Source organism: Rhodococcus sp. 05-2254-5 (genome assembly GCF_002258575.1).
Classification (GTDB): Bacteria; Actinomycetota; Actinomycetes; order Mycobacteriales; family Mycobacteriaceae; genus Rhodococcoides; species Rhodococcoides fascians.
This window is the reverse complement of the sequence record NZ_NOZG01000001.1, coordinates 161,630-184,981: the sequence shown is the minus strand read 5'-3', so window position 1 is coordinate 184,981 and position 23,352 is coordinate 161,630. Positions and strand designations below refer to the sequence as shown.

18 protein-coding genes and 1 pseudogene are annotated in these 23,352 nt (G+C 62.5%); 12 read left to right on the top strand and 7 right to left on the bottom strand.

The window, feature by feature from the left end:
• Positions 1-137 precede the first annotated feature (137 nt).
• The 6 genes and pseudogenes from CH278_RS00790 to CH278_RS00770 all read left to right on the top strand — a co-directional run bounded on the left by CH278_RS00790 (position 138) and on the right by CH278_RS00770 (position 8,018).
• Entirely contained in the window at positions 138-2,042 is a 1,905-nt protein-coding gene (locus tag CH278_RS00790) for a hypothetical protein (RefSeq protein WP_015586196.1), read from the top strand.
• A 130-nt stretch (positions 2,043-2,172) separates the two neighbouring features.
• Positions 2,173-2,604: pseudogene (locus CH278_RS28170) on the top strand (site-specific integrase); the annotation flags it as partial.
• 333 nt (positions 2,605-2,937) lie between these two features.
• Entirely contained in the window at positions 2,938-3,654 is a 717-nt protein-coding gene (locus CH278_RS27830; RefSeq protein WP_256991776.1) for a hypothetical protein, read from the top strand.
• Complete coding sequence (locus CH278_RS00780; RefSeq protein ID WP_015586194.1) at positions 3,647-5,566, top strand: hypothetical protein; 1,920 nt, start codon at positions 3,647-3,649, stop codon at positions 5,564-5,566. The genes CH278_RS27830 and CH278_RS00780 overlap by 8 nt, the downstream gene beginning before the upstream one ends.
• A complete protein-coding gene (locus CH278_RS00775) occupies positions 5,563-7,644 on the top strand; it encodes a hypothetical protein (protein WP_015586193.1) in 2,082 nt (693 codons plus the stop codon). Before CH278_RS00780 ends, CH278_RS00775 begins: the two co-directional genes overlap by 4 nt.
• On the top strand, positions 7,641-8,018 hold the full coding sequence (locus tag CH278_RS00770; RefSeq protein WP_015586192.1) for a hypothetical protein: 378 nt from the start codon (positions 7,641-7,643) through the stop codon (positions 8,016-8,018). The genes CH278_RS00775 and CH278_RS00770 overlap by 4 nt, the downstream gene beginning before the upstream one ends.
• Positions 8,019-8,307: 289 nt before the next feature.
• On the opposite strand, the gene CH278_RS00765 is transcribed toward CH278_RS00770, so the two are convergent.
• The 4 genes from CH278_RS00765 to CH278_RS00750 form a co-directional block, all read right to left on the bottom strand.
• Complete coding sequence (locus CH278_RS00765) at positions 8,308-9,468, bottom strand: glycosyltransferase family 4 protein (RefSeq protein WP_015586190.1); 1,161 nt, start codon at positions 9,466-9,468, stop codon at positions 8,308-8,310.
• On the bottom strand, positions 9,465-10,667 hold the full coding sequence (locus tag CH278_RS00760) for a glycosyltransferase 87 family protein (RefSeq protein WP_015586189.1): 1,203 nt from the start codon (positions 10,665-10,667) through the stop codon (positions 9,465-9,467). The genes CH278_RS00765 and CH278_RS00760 overlap by 4 nt, the downstream gene beginning before the upstream one ends.
• Positions 10,668-10,739: 72 nt before the next feature.
• Positions 10,740-11,408: a response regulator gene (locus CH278_RS00755; protein WP_032375872.1), complete on the bottom strand. Its 669-nt coding sequence runs from the start codon at positions 11,406-11,408 to the stop codon at positions 10,740-10,742.
• A complete protein-coding gene (locus CH278_RS00750; protein WP_139278552.1) occupies positions 11,405-12,583 on the bottom strand; it encodes a sensor histidine kinase in 1,179 nt (392 codons plus the stop codon). The genes CH278_RS00755 and CH278_RS00750 overlap by 4 nt, the downstream gene beginning before the upstream one ends.
• 389 nt (positions 12,584-12,972) lie before the next feature.
• Between CH278_RS00750 and CH278_RS00745 the strand changes: the two genes are divergently transcribed.
• Entirely contained in the window at positions 12,973-13,950 is a 978-nt protein-coding gene (locus tag CH278_RS00745; protein WP_032407140.1) for a hypothetical protein, read from the top strand.
• Positions 13,951-14,499: 549 nt separating this feature from the next.
• On the top strand, positions 14,500-15,339 hold the full coding sequence (locus CH278_RS00740) for a hypothetical protein (protein WP_143536192.1): 840 nt from the start codon (positions 14,500-14,502) through the stop codon (positions 15,337-15,339).
• Positions 15,340-15,416: 77 nt separating this feature from the next.
• On the opposite strand, the gene CH278_RS00735 is transcribed toward CH278_RS00740, so the two are convergent.
• The 3 genes from CH278_RS00735 to CH278_RS00725 all read right to left on the bottom strand — a co-directional run bounded on the left by CH278_RS00735 (position 15,417) and on the right by CH278_RS00725 (position 17,219).
• On the bottom strand, positions 15,417-15,656 hold the full coding sequence (locus tag CH278_RS00735; RefSeq protein WP_141215468.1) for a hypothetical protein: 240 nt from the start codon (positions 15,654-15,656) through the stop codon (positions 15,417-15,419).
• A gap of 115 nt (positions 15,657-15,771) precedes the next feature.
• A complete protein-coding gene (locus CH278_RS00730) occupies positions 15,772-16,362 on the bottom strand; it encodes a hypothetical protein (protein ID WP_143536191.1) in 591 nt (196 codons plus the stop codon).
• A gap of 101 nt (positions 16,363-16,463) precedes the next feature.
• Positions 16,464-17,219, bottom strand: coding sequence for a hypothetical protein (locus tag CH278_RS00725; protein ID WP_139278554.1), 756 nt, complete (start codon positions 17,217-17,219; stop codon positions 16,464-16,466).
• Positions 17,220-17,342: 123 nt separating this feature from the next.
• On the opposite strand from CH278_RS00725, the gene CH278_RS00720 reads away from it, so the two are divergent.
• From CH278_RS00720 to CH278_RS00705, 4 genes are read left to right on the top strand one after another with little or no spacing between them, the layout of a single operon-like run.
• Positions 17,343-18,863 (top strand): tyrosine-type recombinase/integrase, encoded by a 1,521-nt coding sequence (locus CH278_RS00720; RefSeq protein WP_080730368.1) that lies wholly within the window; start codon positions 17,343-17,345, stop codon positions 18,861-18,863.
• Positions 18,860-20,668: a hypothetical protein gene (locus CH278_RS00715; protein ID WP_032375867.1), complete on the top strand. Its 1,809-nt coding sequence runs from the start codon at positions 18,860-18,862 to the stop codon at positions 20,666-20,668. The genes CH278_RS00720 and CH278_RS00715 overlap by 4 nt, the downstream gene beginning before the upstream one ends.
• Positions 20,665-22,824: a hypothetical protein gene (locus tag CH278_RS00710; RefSeq protein WP_032375866.1), complete on the top strand. Its 2,160-nt coding sequence runs from the start codon at positions 20,665-20,667 to the stop codon at positions 22,822-22,824. The genes CH278_RS00715 and CH278_RS00710 overlap by 4 nt, the downstream gene beginning before the upstream one ends.
• Positions 22,821-23,210, top strand: a complete 390-nt coding sequence (locus CH278_RS00705) for a hypothetical protein (RefSeq protein WP_032375865.1) — start codon at positions 22,821-22,823, stop codon at positions 23,208-23,210. Before CH278_RS00710 ends, CH278_RS00705 begins: the two co-directional genes overlap by 4 nt.
• Positions 23,211-23,352 lie beyond the last annotated feature (142 nt).

Genomic DNA, 23,352 nt, shown 5'->3' with positions numbered 1-23,352 from the left:
ACTTCCCGGATCACCGGCCAAAACGATTCAAGACCTCGCCTCAATCACCCCGGAGGCGTCGTGCATGCTGGGACCACTCTACAGCTGGCTGACTGCATTCGGCGACCTAGCATTGCTCGACCTCGTAGGCTGCACGAATGGACAGAGCAAGCATTCCGTCGCCTGGCGATATGGACCATCTGAGCAGCGCAGAACGCAAAGCGAAGCGCAAAGATGACCGTGGACGGCGAGTCGGCACCAAAGTGCGCGATTACGAGCGCATGTGCGGATCTGGACCCGATCGATTGGCCGAGACTCTGATTGCGCGCCACAACGTCAGGATGAAGAACACGGAGAAGCTGCCGGATGGATTCCGATTCGAAGCAATCCTTTTTCTGGCACCGATAGCAATACTGGATATCGCGCATCGCAAGCTGAACCTCACTTTGGATCGCGCACCGTCAGCCTATTATGGCAAATGGCCTCACGACCTCGGTTGGGGAGTGGACAGCTGCGTCGCGGCCACCCGACTGCTTCTCGCAGGACAAGTGGTGGCCGCTGCCACGATCGCCCGACAACAACTCGAACGATGGACTGCGGTCATGGCACCTGTCGTCGGAGTCGAGCAACATCCGTCTGAAAAAGTGGAGGACTTCATCGCGCGTGCGTGGACCGCATACGCCGAGCGCATGCCAAATCCTGGCGCACCGCCGGAATCATCCAACATCGAGGGCGACGCAGACCCGACTACTGCGCAAGATATCGAGGGCGACGACAGCTCCGCAAGCACAGAGGAGCCAACCGCACCTCATAAGCACGTCGTCCTGGCGAACGGACGTGAAGTATGCCCAGCCGTCGTCTACGGCGTTCTCAGCGAAATAATGCATGCGCGACTCTTCGAGGAAGCCATGTGGTGGGAGTCGGCCGCGCTCCTGAGCAGATTCGATGTACCAAGTGTCGTATACGGCGCGGTGGACTGCATAGCGGACGCGTTGAGCTTGAGCCTTACCCAGATCCAGTACATGACGGCTGCTGGCCTGTATCGGCAGGGCGATCCCGAGGACGCCGTGACGTTGATAGCAAGTATCAACCTTGCCGTACGGCCGTCGGCTGACGTCGCGTGTGAAGAACCACCAGATGATGCCCTCCCTTATTCGGCATCGTTCGTACTGCCGAGATTGCCTACAGTCATGCCATTGTCGCCCGATGAAGGCCTCTTGCCGGTGTTTGTTCGCTACCTAGACGATCAACGATCCACGTACGAGTCGCTGGCCTGGAATCATCGGCCCGCAGGTCGCTTGTATCGGGACGACGAGCTTGCGACTTTAGCCTTCGGCGCTCATCGCCAGGCGAGTGCATCGTTTGCGCTACGAGCCCTCGCCGCCGAGCGAGACGAACTAGGCGACGATTTCAACATTGACTCGGTGGCCTCGCGCGGGACGAACTACATCGTGGTTGCCGAGTTGGCAGCTCTTGCTGCTCTGTGGACACGCAACGGTCCTCTGCTACCAGCAGCATCGACTCCACTGGCTCTGGTGTCGTCGACGTTGCGGTCCGCATACTGGCTGTGGTTGGAAGACGACGACCGGGCGATGGCCTCGCTTCGATGCACGCTCGAACAAATCGCTCGATCAAGAGTCCACCGGACGAAACCGGAGAAAGCGCAGCGCCTTGAAAAATCCGTACACAACAAGCCCCAGCGGTGGATAGAGACCGCCGGGTGGAGTCGACTGTCGGCTTGGAATCGAGTATTGGGCGCATACGCGCACGCCCACAAAAAGCCTAACTGGGAAGGCGCAAGAGAGCTCCTGAAGGACTTGCAGCTCGACGCTCACGAGCCGTACGCCTTGCAACGCGCGCGTGGTGACGCACTGAATGTGGTGACGACTCTGGTGGCGCACGAGTCAATCAGCATTCTGGCTCTATTCTCACAGAAGGTGGCGGCTACCGCCGCTGAACTGCTGGAAAACCACTCAGGCTTGGACATGACACGGGAATGGATGGATGCGTTGATGAGTAACGCACTTGCCCATCGGAAAACACCGATTACAGAACAAGACTGATCGGCCAGCCCGAACACCCCGCTCCGGTAGCTACTCGACGGGCTGGGCGGCGTCGGCGGGGCACCATTGGTGATCGAGGCGTTATGCGGTTCTGAACTTTGTCCGCAGGTATCGGTGATAGCTTGCGGCTGTGCATTCGGGGGGTTCCGGCGTATTGGGCTGGCGACTGTTTTTCACTCGTCAGCAGTTGCCTATACCTCGGTCAGTGAACGACCCGGGGGCTGAATCGGAGGATCTCGACAGATTGCCTCACACCGGCAAAACGCCGGATGGCACTCCGTACCTGATCGATCCGTCCGGACGATACGACGTACGCCTGAACGACTTTTTCACCACGGAGTTGATCAACGCACCGCCGACCACCCAGGCAGCGTATGCGTACGACCTGAAACGGTTCCTGAAATTCCTATGGGACAACCGATCCCAGAGATCATGGACTGATGCAACGCCAGGCGATCGTGATGCGTACAAGCATTGGCGATTGCTCGACCCGGCGGGCGCACGAGTAGAAGCTACGACGTGGGACCGTGAGGTAGCGACGGTGAACCAGTTCTATCGCTGGGCAGTCGTACGCGGGCACGCCGCATGTAACCCGTTCGTGCAGCGCCTATCTCGCAGCCGAGATCCACGGAGACCCCGCGGTCAAACACCGGCAGAGTCATCGCACAGGGGCCGAGTCAATGACGTCGCGTGGCTCCCACCGGCCACGTATCGGCGGTGGCGCGATATAGGTGTCCGAGGTTTCGACATGGCAGGGTTGCCGGATCCGGCGTTCCGCGGACGGTTTGCCTCACGGAACGGGGCTTATTGCGACCTGATGATTCGCACCGGTTTACGGTTGTCCGAGCAGACAAGCTTGAGTGTGTTCGAATTCCCTCACCCAGTAGCGGGCACGTTGAACGTTCGATCGTGGCTTCCGCGGAGTATCGCCAAGGGTGGATCGGCCCGCCACATCTACTTCCCGATGTCGACGTTGACCGAGGTATGGAACTACATCGCGATAGAGCGGGCGGAAGCCATCGAGATGGCCCAGGCGAACGGCGCGTACGAGCAGATTCGGAGTCCGCTGATCGTTGCCAATCGGCTTCGGCCGTTCGTTCGAATCGGCGGCGAACGGGTCGACGCTGCCAAGCTCACCCACGACGAGCGGCGCCGTACTTTCATCGAGTGCCGCGAGGGCTTGGAGCCAATTGCCCTGTGGATCAACGAGGACGGTCTTCCGAGCAAGCCGTCCGCGTGGCAGGAAGTGTTCAAGACAGCAAACCGCCGCTGTGTGCGCCGCGAGGTCCCGATCCGGTGTCATCCGCACATGCTTCGGCATTCGTTTGCCGTGATCACTCTCGAACAACTGTGGCGCGGGCATATCAAGGAGCTGACACCGATGTCGGGACCTCAGCGCGAGACGTACCAACGTGTGTTCGGCGACCCGCTGAACTGGATCCGCATTCGATTGGGGCATCGCTCGATCGAGACGACACAGATCTACCTGCACACCCTCTCGGAATTGGAGATGGAGACGCGCGTGGCGTTGGTCCCCGACGGGTGGGAGCCCACCGTTGTCGAGAAGCGAGTCGACCCCGACTTATCCGGCACGGACAATTGCGTTGTCTGAGCCGATCAACGGCCAAGTGCGCCGTGCGGGACTGCATCACGTGGCACCGCATCCAGATGGCTACTACCAGCCCGATGTCACCGAGCAATCAGCAGGCGACCCGCCGGTTGTGCGGTTCTACGGCGAGGACAACAGGACAGCGCACTATTCGTTCGCGCGGTTGCCCTGCCCTGAGCTTCACGCCGATCTGGCTGTCGCATGGGCGGCTCGAATCGGGCCGGTGGGTCAGGTGCGCACCCGTTCGGGTGCCGACAACGGGTGGATCACTCTGCAGCGTTTCCTGAGGTTCCTCGGCGATCTCCCACAGCCGCCTGTCTGTTTGGACCGAGTGACGGTGGCGAATCTCGAGCACTATCGCGCACTGCAGCTCAAAAGAACCACTGCGACGCGCGTGACCCAACAGATGGCTGCAGTGAAACTGATACTTCGCCACCTGCCGGTCACCCGATTGCACTGGGAGGTCGCAGAATACGTAGCGCGACCGGGTGACTTCCATGAACCTCACCGACCCGGGGCCGGCGCGGCTCCCGGATACTCGGACCGCGAGTTCATGGCGATCATGGCAGCGGCACGTTCGGACGTCGCTGCCCTTCGCGGGCGGCTGCGGTCGTCGCGGCGATTGCTGTCCGTGTTCGAGCTGCAGCCGCACACGCTTTCAGCGGCAGAACGCGAGCGAGCCGCGCATCTGGCGGAGATGGCGAGCACCGGTGCCGTCACACCACCGCAACGCCCGAGCACTGTCTCCGGATCTGTCACCGACCTGGCCGGATGGCTGACGAAGGCCGGTCAACTATTTCTCACGACCCGCGACGTGCTGCCCCTGCTCGTGCTGGGCGTCGGACTCAGTGGCCGTAACAGCGAAACAATCAAGGAGCTTTCGCCCGAGCACCGCGTTCTGGAGGATCGCGCGGTAGCGGTCAACGTGATCAAGCGCCGGCGAGGAAAGGCTCGTACCTGCGAAACAGTGCACTGGGAGGGCGGCCCGAACGACTCCGGACTGCACACCCCCGGCGGCTTCTTCCTACTGCTCCACGAGTTGACCAGCAGTAGCAGAGCATTCAGCGGTAGCCGACGGGTGTGGTCCATTTGGACACGTGACAACATGCGAGGAACAGCGGACTTCATCCGGACGCGCTCGGCAGCCAACGGTCACATCGACCCTTTCGATCTGCAGGTTGGCCGATGGCTCGAGCATCGCAAGTGGGTTGCGCAGCATGGTCTGACAGCCGACGGCAATGGTCCGGGGGCGGAACCGTTGGTGTTGTCGATGAACCGTCTGAAAACCACGGTGGAAGTGCGTCGAACACGCGCTGTCGGAGGGCATCTCAGGTCTGCGTCGAGAACGAACACGCCGGATGTGTCATTTCTGCACTACCTGCGTAGCGATCCTAGGGTGCGTGACTGGGCCGATGAGGTACTCACCGAAGCACTCCACGAGGCAGAACACAATGCTCATGCCTTCCGTGGGAGAATTCTCGGACCCACTGGGGCGGCTGCATTCGTGTCGGATCCAACTGGCACCGCCGCCGGACTGGGTGTTTCGGTCGATCAGATCCGGCGCGCAGTCGACGGCGAACTGGACACCTTGGTGAGTTCGTGTCTGGACTTCGAGCACAGCCCATTCAGCGGCGGCGGAGTGTGTGGGGTGTCCTTCCTGACCTGCCTGCGCTGCCCGAACGCGTTGGTCACCGAACGCCACCTCCCCCACCTTTTCTCGTTGCTCGACTGGCTTCAACGTGATCTCGACCAACGCGACATCGACGATTGGTGTGGTCGGCACGGCGTCACTTGGCTGATCATCACCCGCCTGATACTTCCCAAATTTACTGATGCGCAACAGGAACAGGCCCGCGCCGCGAAACCTGACGACCTACCCGCCGACCTGCTCGACGGATTGAAGGAACTCGCATGAGCTTGCCAGCACCCCACCCCGGGCCAGCACGGATATCTGCCGAAACGCTGGTGCTCGGGGACCGAACTTTGCGACCGGGCGCGGTACTCGAAGACACGGCACGCTTTTCGGACATGGTGTGGAGGCTGGGACCCGCACAGCGACAACAACACCAGAAGCAGATATCCATCGACTTCACCAATGTTCCTAAGAGTTTTCGCGAGGTCGCGAAACAGGTTACTTACGCATTGCTCCGGGCGGATCGTCCTCGCGGGTGCGAACGCATCAAGGCGATCGACACGGTCGCAAACCTGTCCGGGCAAGTGGGTGCGGTCCTGCGCTGGGTCGACAACCGTGGCCTACGCTCGATCTCCGCGATCACGCGCGACGACCTACGGGCCTTCAAGCAGCATGTGCACGAGCTCCGCCTCACCGACGGAAGCAGAGCGCACCTTCCGCGGGCCTTTCAGCTGCTGTGGCTCTGCCGTGCACACCTCGATGATCCTTTGACCTTCGATCCGGCCGCCGCCCTCGATACACCCCGGTCCGGACACTCCCAGCACGGACACGAGAACGAGACCGCCCGCATACCCGAGCAGGTGCACGCACCGCTACTGGTCTGGGCCATGCGATGGGTCGACGATTTCGCACCCGATGTGCTCCGCGCCGGGGCAGAGTGGCACACGCTGCAAAGACCCCCGGCCGCGCCGGGACAAGATCGCCGAGGGCCGCAGACAGACACACGGGCCAACGTCGCGGCGATCTCCCGGGTAATAGCTCGCTATCGCGGTGAACGACGCGCGCTTCCGGCCTACCAAGGAACGGTGAATTTGAGTCACCTGCGCCGCGAAGCCAATCTCGGCCGCTCGGTCGTCGGCCCGACCCGGCCCGCCGGCGCGGTCATCATCGCTGCCGTCGCCGAGCTCGGGATCGACGACGACACCTACCTGCGGGCACCGATCGACGGACTGTTGGACGGACAACTCTGGCGGGGACGGATCCGATATGCGGAACTCGAAGAACTCACCAGGATGCTGTACATCGCCTGCTACATCGTGATCATCTACCTCTCCGGCATGCGGGACAGCGAGGTCAAACACCTACAGCGAGGATGCGTATCGGTATGGCGGGACGACACCGGAAAGGTCGCAAGGCACCGGATAACCGGAGTGGCGTTCAAAGGTGAACGACAGGCCACCGGGGTCGCCGCCACCTGGGTCGTTACCGCGCCTGCACAACGGGCAGTTGCAGTCCTGGAACGGTTGCAACCCACGACGGAGAAATACCTGTTTGCGCTGCCCCCGACCTCGAGAAGAAGCGGCAGCCCGCGGCCCAACCATGTGAAATCTACCGCTGCCACGAACCGCGACCTGGCCGACTTCGTAAGTTGGATCGACAAATTCAGCAGCAAACTCGGTCACCGCGATCGGATTCCCGAGGTCAATGGCGCGGCATGGAAGCTGAGCAGCCGACAGTTCCGGCGAACCCTGGCCTGGTACATCGCGAGACGCCCCGGCGGGAGCATCGCCGGGGCACTGCAATATCGCCACGTGCGCGTCCAGATGTTCGAGGGCTACGCCGGCACCTCCCAGTCGGGGTTCCGCGACGAAGCCGAAGACGACATCGCCCGCGGCGACAAGCTCGCCGACCTGATCACCAACCCGGATCTGCACCGTCTGACCGGACCCGCCGCCGCCGAGGCAGAACGACGGCTCGCTGAATTCGAGCGTCACGTTCGATTCGACGGCACGGTCATCAACGACCCCAAACGAATGCAACGCCACATGGCACGTCACGACCCCCACATCTACCCAGGCGAATTCGTGACCTGCGTCCACAACCCCGACCGCGCGCTCTGCCGACGAAGCGACGGACGAGACGGACCGTCACTGCCGGACTGCCAACCACTGCGCTGCCGCAACGCAGCACTGACCACCGGCAACCGCGAGCAGATGAAGGAAGCGCTGCAGTCCTACGACCGCGAACTCTCCGACACCGTCCGTCTGGGCCCCTATGTTCGTCACCGCCTCCAACTCAAACGATCCGAAATCGCAGAATTCCTCACCGACGAGCACAACGTTTCACTCACAGCACCGTGAAGAAACCACTCCCCGATGACGCCGCAGTCCAGGCCGCGATGGATGGCGTGCTTACCGAATGCGAAACATCGGGGCGTCGAGCAACCGTCACCTCGGTAGAGGACCGTCTCGGCATTACCCACGCGACGTTCTACCGGAACTATCCCGCCCTCATCACCTGGTTCCAGCAACAAAACAAGAGTCGGGCAGCGACACAGGTCAGCCGAAAAGACAGTGCAGCAGACGATCTCGCTCGACTGCGGCGCGATAACTCCGACCTGAAAAAGCTAGTGGCGATCTACGCGAACGCAATCCGTCAACTCACCCTCGACAACGCAGCGATGACAGCGGAGCTCGATAAGACGTCCGGCGTCACCACACTCAGACCTCGATGAAGCTGGCACCTTCTCCAGCCCAACTCCGATCCGCGTCGGCCGTAGCCGTGACCTCGCTGGTCAGGTTGACATATCGCGTGCCCAAACGCTTCCCGGGCGGATACGCAAGCCAGTGGCCAACGCGAATGGAGCGAAGCCTTGAGCCCAATGCGACAATCTCACCCCACCTCGAAGCTCCGGCGACTCCGGTGTTGCAGCTCTCGTGCCCGGACCGGCTCACACCCGCCCCGAGTTACCGCCACCGCTCTGAGCTGTAGGTCTAGATCGCAGGGTCAGGCGGTTTTGCGAATCACTGTTGTGGCGTACTCGACCGATCCTGGCCGTCTGCCAGGACGTTCGGGAACAGAGCAGTGAGAAGAGTTGAATACGCGGTATTCCAAGTCCATTGCGCCGCAACCCAACTGCGTCCGCGTTCACCCATCGCGCGGGCGCGGACCGGGTTGTCGAGGAGTTCGACGATGGCTTGGGTCAATTGCTCGACGTCTTTGACTACATAGCCAGTTCGGCCTGCCTGCACGGTTTCGGGGGCACCTCCGGAATCACCCGCGATGATCGGCAGTCCCATGGCGGAGGCCTCCAGGTATGCGATACCGAGTCCCTCCTCTTCGAGTCCCAGGCGACGCGTTCGGCACGGCATCGCGAAGATCGTGGCGCCGGCGAGGACTTGCGCAACGAGCTCGTGCGGAAGTCCCCCAACGAAGGTCACCGCGTTCTCCACGCCCTTTGTCCGGGCCAGACGCTGCAGACGTCGACGGTCAGGGCCGTCGCCGACGAGAAGCAACGTGGTGTCGGGATGTCGTTCCAGAACCGCAGGAAGCGCACGAATCAACGAGTCCTGGCCTTTCCGCGGGACGAGACGCGCGGTGCACACGATCACGCCGCTGTTGCCGTCCGGGGATGGATCGGGGCCCGCCACGGAGCCGCGCACGGGGTTGAATTGTTCGACGTCGACGCCCGGGCTCAAACGCACCAACGCTGTATCGGGCGTAACCGCTGGCAGGATTGCGCGGTAGGTATGGCCGGAGATGTACGTCAGCACGTCGACCCAACGGCCAATTGTGTGCAATCCCCACCGCGTCAAAGGAACCTTGGCCCACCATGTTTCATGCCCGTGAGTGGTGGCGACGACCCGCTTCACCCCGCAGGCCCGAAGCGCGGGAGCGATCAGGCCCAGGGGAGCTGCGGCAGCGATCCACGCGGTATCGCAGCCGTGTTCGAGCGCGATTCGACCTGCCCTGCGCATCACCCGTCCCGTCGGAAGCAGGGTTCGGCTGCGGTCCCGTATGACCAAGAATGGAAGCGAAGCGTCGTATGCGGCTGCTCCGCGTTCCGCCGAGGTGTAGACCACGATCGACTCGGACGGAAAGCGGTGAGCCATTTCCGATGCGAACGTTTCGATGCCGCCCTGCCTCGGCGGGAAGTCGTTGGTCACGATCAAGGTCCGGCTCATGCCGCGACCCGCTCGCTTTCACGATTGGGACTCGAGACGGCGGTGTCCGTTCCGGGAACCCTCGCAATCCACGCCATTCCCCAGAACATCAAAGGGTAGGCGAAGTACCCGAACCTGGCCGAAGGGGCAAGAAGGAACAGCACGGTGAGCCCGAGTGCAGCGATCGAGCAGGCCGCCGCGAACGTGCGCGGTGGTTTCACGCACAGTCTGATTCCGATGACGATGGCACCGACGAAAAGTGCGAGCAAAGAAACGATGTGGCCGTACTCGCCCGCTTCCGCCAACGCGCCGCCGATCACCGACGAGCCTGCCGGAGTCGGAACGTCTGCGCGACCGAGTGGGAACAACACCGTGTGCTCCACCAGTGCGCCGCCATCGAGGATCACTGGAGGAACGACTACCGCTCCCGCCAGAGCAACGGACACCGCACTGACCCGCACTGCTGACCATGTACCGGCGCGTTGACGATGTAGTACCAACGCGACGATGGCTACCGGCCATGCGGTCCACTTCAGTGCGCATGCGAACGCCAACACAGCAGCCGCGGCCCATCGGCGGTCTGCCGCCATCAGCGCCAAACCGAGCAGACAAGCACCGATGACCGGCAGATCCACCCCACCTGTGCACAGCGGAATCGCGATGAGAGGGGACGCTGTGAGAAGCCCGAGCTTCCCGAACGACTCCTGATCGATTCGTCCCCGGTCGGATCTCGTCAGCCGAACAACGATGAGCACACAGGCGGCGAAGAACACTCCGAACCAGACTCTGGGGTCCCCGAGCGGACCCTCCAGGACGACGCCAGGCAGCCCGAACAACGCCATCGCCGGAAGGTACGGGTTGTACTGAGTCAGCTCGTGAGGGTCATTGACATATGGACTGCCGGTGTCGAGCAAGTGGCGGGCCGAGTCGATGACTACTGCAACCTCGAGCTGCGCGAGTGCGCCCCCGATCAGCACGATCATCGGAACCAACACAGCGCCCAACACAGCGACACCAGCCGCTCGAGGTCGATTACGTGATCGCAACAGGACCGCACCCGCAGCGAGATAGCCAGTGACAGCGCACACTCCCCACACCCGATGCGTGGTCAATTCGGTGGTCATCACGTACACGGCCGTGTACGCGGCGAGTGCCACGTAGATCCCGACGAGTAGGCGGTCCCGACCGACAATGCTACGAGAATCCCTCTGTAAGAGCATGTTTCGACGCTACAAAGACAGTGGGACTATGTCGTCACGCATCGGAGCCAAACTCGGCATCCCCCGGAGGAGCTAGTCGAGTCGGTGGGAGAGTTCATTTTCGTAGTAGAAAACGACAGCCTGCGTCCGGTCACGAAGGTCGAGCTTGGTGAGAATCCGCCCGACGTGGGTCTTCACTGTCTCCTCCGCCAGCACGAGATCGGACGCGATCTCTCGATTCGACAGACCCGTGGCCAGAGCGTCCAACACGTCGAGCTCTCGGGGAGTCAACGCCGACACTGCGGCGGTGTTCGGGCGACCGCGCCGACGCCGGGCGAACTCCGAGATGAGCCGGGTTGTGACAGTCGGTGCCAGCATCGATTCCCCGGACGCGACTGTGCGGACGCCCCGGACGAAATCCGCTGCGGTGGATTGCTTGAGCAGAAACCCGCTTGCACCGACACTGAGCGCTTCGTACACGTAATCGTCGAGGTCGAACGTCGTGAGCATCAGCACGCGGATCGAGTTCGTCCTCTCGCCCTGTGATGCGAGGATCTGCTCGGTCGCCCGGATTCCATCGAGCACTGGCATTCGGATGTCCATCACGACAACGTCGGGCCGCAGGCTGACAGCAAGATCGACGGCCTCCGCACCGTTCGCGGCCTCACCGACCACGACGATGTCAGGTTCGGCCCTGAGTACGGCTGCGATTCCGTCGCGCACCAATTCCTGGTCGTCCGCCAGCAGAACCCTGATGGTCATCGGCGGCGCTCCACTGCGCTCGGATCATCGCCAATGTTACTGCGTGGTGGGATGTTTCGTCCGCGAACTGGGAAGATTACAGACACCTCGAATCGTCCGTTCTTCGTCATCCCGGCAGTCATGCTTCCGCCGAATGCGGCTGCCCGCTCGGAGATACCGACAAGTCCGTGTCCTCGGCCTCTCGAATCGGCGGACACCTGTTCGGTTTCGTTGCCGACAGTCACCCGAAGCTCGTCGTTCGTGCGGGTCACGCGTATCTCAACCTTCGTGCCGGGTGCGTGACGTGCTGCATTGGCGAGCGATTCCTGGAGGATGCGGTAGACGGTAGTGGACAGCGCTTCCGGCAGCGTGTCGAGCTCCCCGTCCGTATACAACGTGACGTGGGCTCCGGCCGCGCTCCATTGGCTCACAAGGGCGCCGATGTCGGACAGGTTCGGTGCCGGTGAGTGTTCAGTTGCCTCGTCCGGGTCACGAAGGACCTCGATAACCTGGCGCATCTCGGTCAGTGCGGTTGCCGATGCGCGATGTATGTCGTCGAACGTCGCAATCGCCTCGGGTGGGAGGTCGGGGCTCTTGAACCGTGCGGCCTGTGCCTGCACCGCGATCATCGACATGTGGTGCGCCACTACATCGTGCAGTTCCCGTGCGATCCGCGCCCGCTCTTCGATCACCGCCTGACGCCGCTCCTGTCCCATGCGGAGCTGCTGTTCGTCCGCCAGGGCGGTTTCCGCCGACGACAGTCGCATCATGACCACTCCCGCGACGGTGATCGCAGCCAACGTCGCGGCAATGATCAGCAAAGCGAACGGTGGCATCTTCACCGTCAAGACAGTCGGGACCACGACCGCCAGGAAGGACACGAGGGCGACCGCGGCTCCCACGTTCGGCGGATGCACTCGGGCCACTCGATACAGGGCGAGCCCCGCCGCAATGCAACTTGCCGCCGGCCATGGGAAAACCTCTTCCTGAACCAGCCCTGACAGCGTTCCGGCGAACATCCCGAGTGCGATCAACTGCCAGGTCAGCAGAGGTGCCACCCGGATCAGAAGGAGGGGAAGTGTCTGAACAGCGCCGAGGACGTAACTGGCGGCGACCGAGTTGACCATACTCGTCAGTTGACCTATCGCAGTACCGAACAGCACGGCGACAAGCACCGCTCCAGCTGCAAGCGCCATGAATCTCGGCCGACTACCAGGCTCGTCGGTCCGCCCTCTCATTGTGGGCAACGTCGGGCGCAGGGCCGTTTTGATTCCGGCTGTCAGTTCGGCAATCACCGACACGACCCTACTTTGAGAAGATCCGCTTCAAATCGAAGATTGCGCGGCCGCCCACGATGCAGTCGTGGGCGCGCGGCGAAGCTGATCGCAGACAGCTTCTAGATCGACTGTGGACGGTGACACAGGTTGAACGACCTACGGCGAGCCGGACATAGCCCTTGTCGTTGCCCTCAGCCACGTTCGGGTGACATACTCGAATGGTCAGGAGCGACGCCGTGGTGGTGCTACGGGGTTTCCGGCAAATCCTCCACTATTTCGGCTGTCCCTGCTTGGCAACCAGTCCGGCAGTGCCACGTGCACTCCTGGTCGCCCGGCTCGGCCCGGCTCTCAAACGAGAAGGCGGCACCATCATGACCAGCTACAGCGTAATGAAGGCATCACACGACCGGGCAGCGGTAATCGCGACGTGGCCGGGCTTCGACTCAGAAGAACATTCCATCAAGATCACCACCGTCGCCAGCGCCTCGTACGCTCACAGCCTTGCTTTTTACCTCACTCAACTATCGGAATCCGCATGGGACGCAGCTATGTGGCTCGACACCTACCCAGAGATAGCCACGGCCATATCGAAATTGATCGTGCAGCTCCGAACATCCAATAGAATTGGGCCACAAACAGTTTCGACCGACGGCCTGCGCCATGGAGAAACGTGGACGTCCTCGGCACTGGCAGAGCAGCTCGTCGACGACTACTTCATCTCCCTACTCGACGACCTGACCACCACACAACGACTCTCTGTTGCCGATGAACTCGAAACCGACGCTGACGAACGACGCGACCTACTCGACCACACTCGCGACGAATACGAAACCGACAGCAGAGTCAATCAAGCCGGCCTGGTCACCCGCGTTCAAGAATTCGGCTCCATAGGACCTCTACCCGAAGGCGCATCCGGCTACCTACGCACCTGCTACAGCGAAGGACTCGATTTCGGAGACCGATTGAGGGCCGCGAAACAAATCCGACGGATGGAACAACTCGTCGCTGCATGCAACCATCACGGCGGACGCGCACGGGCACATACCGATCCCTGCGAGGCACACTGCGTTGTCGCTGTGCACCCCGGGAAAATCAGCGACGGCGACACACCGTGCTACATCACTCCCGTTCGCTTCGGACCGCACACACATTCCCCGGGCAGACCCAACCCGTACGGCAAGCTGCGCATACGTCGCGGCCACGAGTGGATCGCCGAGGTCGACCCAGATGACACTGCAGGTTTTGTCACCGCCCTTGGTGACTGGGCTGGAACCTTCGCGTCGTAGTGCCTGAGGCCCAAAATCGGCTCTGCGGCCAACTGCCCGAGGGCGGCAAGGGAAGGAGACCTCGTCGACGCCCGCAATCACCTCGCACACGGCGATGAACCCCGCATTTGCAAACGGCCAGAGAACGAATGGTTCGCACTCTACGAATCCACCCTCACGTTGTTGGCATTGGTGGCGATGACGAAGCCGGCGTATTCGAGGCGGTGCAACTTCGTGCACTTCGACGCGGTGCTCTACGACGAGCAGGTGTCGATCGCAGAGAACGCGCGTTGAACCGTCCGTTGGGTAAGGCCCGGCCAGGCTGCCGATCGTGCTGGGGCGGGCTCTAGGGGTGCTGTGTAGCTGTCTGGTGCGCGAGTGCCACGGTGCTTACGGCCTAGCTTCCAGGGCGGCTGGGGTCGTTGTGCGGCCTTGCCCCTGCTGCGCCAGTCTGCCTGTTCGTGGTCAGTTCGGAAGTTCGCAGTCGATGGTTGCACTGCACACCAACCCGGCCAGGCGCGAGGGTGCCTGCAGGCGGCACAGGTGGGCTCACCTCCTTAGGGTGATTGGGTGAAAGCAATGCGTGGAGATCGCCCCTGGAGCCGCATCGCAGGCCTGGTGTGCGGTGCACTCGCCGTCATTTTCGGCACCTTTTCCCTCCACCGGACGGGGTGGACCGTAGATCGGGTCTTCCAGGAGTTCTGGGTAGCCACAGCTCTCATAGGCCTTGTATTGGGCTGTGCCGCGATCGGGTGCCCCATCAGCGATTTCTGGCGTGCACGTCCACGCAAAAGAGACTGGGCATGGTCCATGGCCGTAGCGCTCGGCCTGGTCGCCGTCCTTGCTCTGACGAGTACCCACACCAACGTGGATCTGGGCTCGCTGCCGGCATGGGTCTCGGCAGGTGGTGCTCTGTTCACCGCCGCAGGCGTCGTACTCGCCCTCCGGTCGTACCAATCGACGCGGCATTCGGACCTGGAGGACCAGGCGAACCAGGTCCGACTACTGCACATGCTCCCGTGGCCCGACGGCCTCGACGCGAACCGAAAGCAACAGTGGCGCACAGAATTCACCAATCGCAGCAAGGACCCGCTGTACGAGATCGAAATTCACGGCTTCCGCGCCCAGGTCGAAGACGACGCTGACGCGGTGAATATGCGGGCGTTCGCAGAGACAGCCCTGTCGGAGGACACACCGATCAGATCGGGTGGTTGGCGGAGGCAGGCCGTGCTCGAGGCGGGTGAAACGTTCAATATCCGGTGGGAATCAGACGATCCCGCCGAGCAGAACCCGGCTCCCGCATTCGTTAGCATCTGGTACTCGGCAATGGACGCCAACGGCCGCTACTGGAACGTCGTCGACAACAACGAACCCGAGAAAGTGCCCCGCCCGTCCCGTCGCCTCGGATGACACGAGCAAAGGCTCACACCCCCAGCCGCGGAAGCACACTCGACGATGTCAGCCCTCTGCTTCTCCCCCTGGGCGGCTCAGACACCATCCGAGGTAACCGGAAGAACGTCGAACTCAGCGTCGCGGATCACCGATAGATCGAACGCGTCCGAACCGTCGACCGGTGCAACGAGAATCGTCTGACCCTCATCTGGGGCTGTGATGATCCGCCCCCACTTCTCAGGCTCGTAGCGGACGAGCCCGAAGCGATAATTCCCGAGGTGACGGCCTCGGGCGGTGACGACACGAGCCGGGTCGATAAGCATGTTCGTAGCCATAATCGCACCGTACCCGAACACGGAAAGCCATAGTGCACAACACCATCAAGCATCAAAGACCTGCCGAACAATGGCAAGTTGCTGGTCGCGTTGTGTTCGCGATGACCCGAGGCTTCTACCGTCGAAATCCCCGCCGAGGGTCACGTGGCTCGTGTCCGTCCATGGCCGTGAACCACGTATCGCATGGAAAGACACGTAGACCGTGTGCCGCTGTCGCCGGGTGATAGAACACCTCGACATCGCGGTCGCCCATCAGAACGTCTGTGACGGCGTCCCAGTCGACGTCCCGCGGATGGGACGCCAGTACGGCAACATCGTCGCCATACACCTCATCGGCCAGCGCTGCGGCGGCTTGGGCGATGACGATCATGAGCGCGAGCTGTTCGGCGATCGTGTGAGGCCGGGGTAGCCGACCAGCGTCGAGGTCCTGAGCCAAGTCGTCGAAAGATCGGGCCATCTGACGTCGCCACAGAGCGGACTCGGCGAATGTGCATTCGGGAAGTCGGTTCAACAAATACCACCACCGCACCGTGTCGACCGGATCATCACCGCGCTCCTCGACGTCGTCGTACGCCATGTCGGCGCACACCCACGCGTGGATCCGTAACAACTCCCGCTGCCGATCAGTCAGTGAGAACCGCGGCACAAACTCGATGACATCGCCCATGGTCGTCCATGCTGCCCGCCCCAGAACTGATCTGCGCACGGATCGACCACATCCGCACGTCGACCCGTGCATGCAGGAATACGCGCACGTCTGCATGCAGATCGGATACCACGTACCAGCCAGGGTCACTCGGCAGTGAGCTACCAGGACAGCCGGAAGCTCCTCAGATCATTCGATTCGATGGTGTCACCGTCCCACGCGAATCGATCGTCGGGCAGTTCAGCGTGTTCGGTCAGTTTCTCGAGGTGGAGCGCCTTGCTGTGATCGCGGCTGCTTAGGCTCGCGATGAGGCCGGTTCCATCGTCGATGACGATTGTCGTGGTGAGTCCAGTGGGCGATGTCAGCTCGGTCGACCATGCCGGACGGTCAGCGTGGTCGATCGCCGTCGGGCCCTGGGTGACGTGCTGAGGTGGTGTGCGCCGAGTCAGGAGTGAACGCGGGCCGAAGAGATCTCGCGGGGTGAACAGTGCGCCGAGGCGGATCAGGCTGGTGGTGCGTTGGTGGACCATCTGTCCATCGATGCGGGCGACGGGGACCGTATCAGTGGAGCTCGACGATGAGTAGACGATCTCGCCATTGCGTTCGACCCACCAGCGGTCACCCCGGCCGTAGCGGAACTCGAAACGGTCGTCGACGAAGCCTGTGTCGGTCACACCGACAACGTGCAGCGAGCCTGACATGTTGAGGTCGGTCGCCGCGGCATTGCGCGCTGTGAGTTGTTGCCACGTCGGGACATTCACCGTCTCGAATTTACACTTGACCTCGTTCGCTTCGACCTCCCCGAGCAGGGGCGCATCTTCCAGCCGGCGGCACGCTTCTCCCGGGCAGGCGATCGAGTCCGCACACAACCGCCGGAGTCGTTGATCGCAGGCAGCCTCTAAATCAACCTTGGACAATAGACACAAGATGAACGACCGTCATAAGAGCTGAAGGTACCCCTTGCCGTTCCCGATCGGAATTTTGAAACTTAGGCAGCAAATCTTGTGCATACTCGGTCACTGACCGGATCATGAGCGGCGATGACAAGCAGCCGATGGCATGTTCGCACTACTGCCGCAGAGCTACCCAATTCCCGCTCTTCACCTACTGCAGACAACCGCACCCGCGCCGATGACTGGACGGACTGGCTCGCAGAGACTCGCCAGACTCAGGGCACTCCCTTCTTGCTCTCGCCCGCTTTCGACTACGACACCGACCTGAACGATTTCTTTCGCACCACAGCGATGGTCACCATGGCCGCAACGACACAGATCGGGTACGCACGCGACCTCGCGAGCTTCCTCACTTTCGTCAACCACATTGACTGCAAACGTCATTGGCGGGACATCACCGACAGTGATCACCTCTCGTATCTGCATTGGCGTCGACACGATCCCCGCGGCCCACGCGTGTCCGGCAACACATGGAACCGTGAAGTGGCGGCAGTGAACAGGTTCTACCGCTGGGCACACGCCGCCGGCCACGTTCCAGTCAATCCGATCCCCCAGACCTGGCGACGGCCCGCTCCTGCACACACCGGCTACGCGGTCTCGCGGCGGTCCGACGAGCTCCGCCCGGCGACCTACAGTCACGACGGCGGCCGGGACCGCATCCAATGGCTCCCCCTTGCCGACTATCGCAGATGGCGCGACGTCGGTATTCGCGGATTCGACAGCTGGGGGATGCCGCGAGAAGGTTTTCGTGGCCGGTGGTCGGGGCGTAACGCGACCTACTGCGACGTGATGGTCCGGACAGGACTTCGGATCTCGGAACAATCTGCTCTCACCGTGCTGGAGCTTCCACACATCGATACGAATCAGAATGGTTATCAACGATTTTGGCTTCCCGGTGCTATTGCAAAAGGCCGCTCCGCACGGTGGGTCTACGTCCCGGCATCCCTCGTCCGTGATCTGGCTACTTACAGTGCCTTCGACCGAGCCAACGTCATCGCCGCAGCCCAGGAAAAGCAACGGTACGAGCGCATCCGGCACCCTCTGGTGGTGGAAGATCCGGAACATGCGATCGCCACGCACATCACGGGTGCAGCACTGAAACGGACCATTAAAGTCTCGGAACTGAATTGGTCGGAGCGACAAAGTTTGTTGATCGCGCGCCCCGGCGGTCTCGAACCCGCCGCGTTCTGGCTCGGCGAGCACGGTATGCCACTGTCGGTTGCCGCCTGGAAGAAGATGTTCGCCGAGGCCAACACCCGCTGCCAGCGCGCCGGTGTCCCGCTGGCAGCGCACGCCCACATGCTCAGGCACACGTTCGCCGTCATCACCCTCGAACAGCTTCAACGCGGTCACATCGCTGCCCTCGGCGCGCTGGGACCGGAGCAGCGCGGGCACTACACCCGCATCTTCGGCGACCCGCTCGACTGGGTACGGTGCCGACTCGGTCATCGATCCGTGGTGACCACACAGATCTACCTCCACGCACTCGCCGAACTCGAGATGGAGACGAGAATGGCACTTGTGCCCGATGATTGGGACGTCTTCACCCCGGACCCGGCCAGTACCGACGACGTAACGACTCTCCCGGCCAGCGGTGTCGTGCTGTGACCGAATCGCGAACTCACCCCGGGATGCACGCCCCACTTCCTACGCCCGGAAGCTACGCCCCGCCATCCGTTGCGTCCTCGGTTTCGTCTCTGGTCGTCGACTTTCACGGCGACGACGGACGCACCGAAACGTTCGACGTCGAGGTCCTGGCCATGCCGAGCTGGCACGTTCCGGTCGCGGAAGCCTTGGCGCTCCGTATCGGTCCTGCCGGCGACAGACGGACCCACAGTTCGGCAACGACCGTGTTCTCGTTTGCCGCACGGCTAATGCGTTTCCTCGAGAGTCTCGACAACAGCCCCGCTGCACCGGCTGACTTGACCGTGGCACACGTCGATATGTTCCTCACCAGGATCGACACCCCGCGAACAGTCGCCACGTGCACAGCCGAACTCAGTGAGCTCCGCCTGCTTCTTCGGCTGCCTCCGCTAGCAAACCAACTCAATGCCGAGGTGCTCGACCATCTCAGCACCCCGGCGGGGAAAGGCACGTTCACTTCTCTGACCGGGTATTCCGACGGCGAGTTCGCGCGCATCCTCGATGCCGCTCGTACCGACGTCGCGCAAATTCGTAGACGCATCACTGCAGGAAACGACGCAGTCACGGCTATGGCTGCGTCAGGTGTGGAGCCGTCGACGGAGTTCGAGCACATGGTCTCGCGTATGGCGGCCACCGGCATCGTCCCGGTAACCGGCGGACGAATCGTCGCGCACCGTCACCGCCGCACAGCGTGGGCCGGCCAGCTGTTCGTCACACGCGACGATCTCGCACCCTTGCTGACCTTGTTCGTTGCAGTCACCGGCCGCAACGTCGAAGCCCTCAAAGAACTACCCGCCGAGCATCGGATCGTCGGTGACCGAGCGGTAGAAGTCCAGTTGAGCAAACGACGCAACGGCCCGAACCGATGGCACGACACCGTGACCTGGGAAATCGGACCGCCGCACCGAGAACTGCACACCCCCGGCGGTCTGTACCTGCTGCTGCACCGCCTCATGGAACGTGGACGGGCACTGAGCGATACGGCCGCACTCTGGTCGTCGTGGCGCAACACCAACCACGATCGTGGAACCGTCTCCGAACATCACAACCCGTTCGCGCAATCCCTCGCCGGCCGCGCCACCTTCGCGAAATGGAGCAGACTGCGAGAACTGCACTTCGACCCAGACGTTTCCGGACACAGCGCACCGCTGGGGCTGGACATGCGCCGCGTTCGCACCAGTGTCGAAGTACGCCGCACTCGATCCGTCGGTGGACATCTGCCCTCGGCTGCCCGATCGAACAGCGTCGAAGTGCTGTTCAGCCACTACCTTCGTGGTGATCCCACCGCCAAAGAGTGGGCGCGCCAGACGATGTCCGAGGCTCTCCGCGATGCCGAATCAGCGGCCCTGTCCGCACATACCCACATCCTGGCCGAACACGGCGTCACGGAACTCGAGGTGCTCGCCGACACCGACGCCGATGAACCATCTGCAGGAGAGGAGGGTGCCTGGACAGCATGCGCCGACTCCTCCGCGCACCCTGTCACCGGACGTGCGTGTCGACGGGTGTCGTTCCTGGACTGCTTCCACTGCGGCAACTGCGTCGTCACCACGACGCATCTACCCGCTATCACCGCGCTGACGTCGACCTTGTCCACGCGACGCACCGAACTCGACGAGCAGACCTGGTGGACGCGCTACGGGCCGACCTGGACTGCGATCCACCACGACATCTACCCGAAGTTCACTGCCGCACAACTCGACTCGGCGAAAGACGAGGCACCCGAGTGCCTCCTCGAACTCGCCGAAGACCCCTGGGAGCACCCATGAGCAACCCGATCGCCGTCACCCCGGTACCAGCTAGCGACCCGCTCCTGTCCGATCCGGTACTCGGCGAGCATCACGTCCTGGCCGGCTTGTGGCTTCGTCCCGGCTACTCCCTCACAGAGACGTCGCAATTCCGCGACGACGCCTGGCGATTGGAACCTGCTGTTGCACAGGCACATGTCCGATCCTTGGTCGTCTCATTCGACACCCTCGCCGACCGCTACCGTCTGCCGGCCAAAGAGTTGTGCCTGGCGATGCTGTCCGGGCCGCTACCCGCAGGCGAGCGGCGGCAGTCTGCCGTCGGAATCCGCGGCACCTTCATCGAAGTGCGCAAGTTCCTGCACTGGCTCGCCGAACGCACACCGGCACACTCTGATCGAGAGCAGACGCCGGCATTGAGTTCGCTCACCGCTGCCGACGTCCTCGACTACCACCACTACTTGATGACTTTGCCCGTCGGAGTCGGATCGCGCGAGAACTCCCGACGGGCGGTATGCATGCTCTGGCGTTATCGCACATGCCTGACCGACACGCTCACCTTCGATCCGCGCCGCGTCGACGGCTGGACCATGTCCAAAACTGGAGCCACCGAGAACGCCACCGGTCGCATCCCCGAACCTGTCCTGGGCCCGCTGATCACCTGGGCGATCCGCTTCGTCGACGACTTCTCCGGCGACATCCTCACCGCCGCCGCACACCGAGATCACCACCGATCCAAGCGCACCAACGGACGGTACGGGCGCAACAGCGGTGCCGCCGAAGCGCTCGAACACTACCTCGCGCAACACGAGGCCGACGGCGACCCGCTCCCCGGACATCAAGGCCGCCCGAACTTACGACAGATCGCCGCTGAGATCGGCACGAGCAGACACGGTCTCGACACCAACCCAGCAATCCGCAACCGTCTCTTTGCCTGCGCGGCACTAGTCGGAGTCACCGACCACACCTGGATACCGCTGACCATCGAGGGCCGACTTCACGGCCGTCCGTGGATCGCGGGCATCGTGCACCAGCACTCCAGCAGCGGATACCTGCAGCTACAACGTATGTTGCACATCGCTTGCTACATCGTCATCGCGTTCCTCTCCGGAATGCGGGACGCCGAGATAAAACACCTACGCCGCGGTTGCCTTAGCACCGCACGCGATCCCGGCGGCACCCCCTATCGGTGGATACTGACCGGGCTGGCGTTCAAGGGCGAAACCGATCCTCGGGGAGTCGCTGCCGAGTGGACCGTCGGGGCTCCCGCCGCCAGGGCGATCGCGGTCCTCGAGAAGATGCACCCTCCCGGCCAGGATCTGCTGTTCTCGCATCCGCCAGGCTCGGAGCAAATCCGCCCCCGAAACGACGCCAGAATCGGGGCCTTGACCACCAATGCCACCTCCAGCCAACTGAAAAGCTTCGCCCTCTGGATCAATTCTTACTGCACCGAACATGCTCTTGCGGAATCGATTCCGTTGGTGAACGGCCAGCAGTGGGTTCTGAGTACTCGCCAGTTCCGCAGGACGCTGGCATGGTTCATTGCCCGCCGGCCGGGTGGGTCGATCGCCGGTGCCATCGCCTACCGCCATCTGAGCGTTCAAATGTTCGAGGGCTACGCAGGCACCTCGGATTCAGGGTTCCGCGCCGAGGTCGAAGCCGAACAGGCTCTCGCTCGCGGTGAAGACTTGATGAGCATTGCCACCGACCATCCCCACACGGTCACCGGTCCTGCTGCCGATCTCGCCCACCGCCGACTGGATGCGTTCGCCACTGCCGCTGCATTCGCTGGAGCAGTCGTCACCGACGGCACTCGCCTCAAGCGCCTGATGAAGCGATCTGAGCCCGCCATCTATCCCGGCACGTTCGCACTGTGCGTGTTCGATCAGGACAAAGCGATGTGCCAGCCCCGTCCGGATCAGGGAGGCAACAGTCGACCACAACTCGGTCACTGCCAGCCCTTGGATTGCAGCAACGTTGCACTGACCGCAGACAACATCGACGCGCTACGCACCGAACATCGATCGTTGCAGCAAGAACTGGCCACCGGGACAACCCTTCCGCCGCTCTTGGTGCACCGACTACGTGAGCGACTGAGCCGACTGACCAACTTCCTCGACCTCTACGTAGATCCCGACCCGGCACCGATCCGCACCCAGACGGTCAACCCGAAACGATGACCGATCAAGCAGATCAATCGGATGCAGCGCTCATCGACGAAGCGATCGAGCGCCTCGAAGCCGCCGCCGGCCGCACACCGTCGGTGCTGACCTTGGCGCGGCACCTGGGTCTTGCGAACACCACATTTCGGCGGCGTTACCCCGACATCGTCGATCGGCTGCGTGCCTCGGGCCCGGCATCGACTGCACCTGCCGTAGACCCTCTGAAGGTCGATTCGGACATTGTTCGACTTCGGCAACGGAACCGACAACTCACCGATGACCTCACGCTGGCGATGTCGAGTATCCAGCGCCTTTCCATCGACAACCGTTCCCTGCGGCGGCAGCTCGACGCTGCCGCTGCCGTCACGCACCTCCCGAGAAGGGGTGACGAGATCGGATTCTGATAGGTATCGCCACACACCTCAGTGCGCCCTTTTCAGTAGGCAACGGCTGATAAGCACATCGCCGCGATTCGAGGGAATTACCGCGCTGTTCGAGGCGACCTGGGGTTTTGTCGCGGATTTTGGACAGACTTCTCCCAGGTAA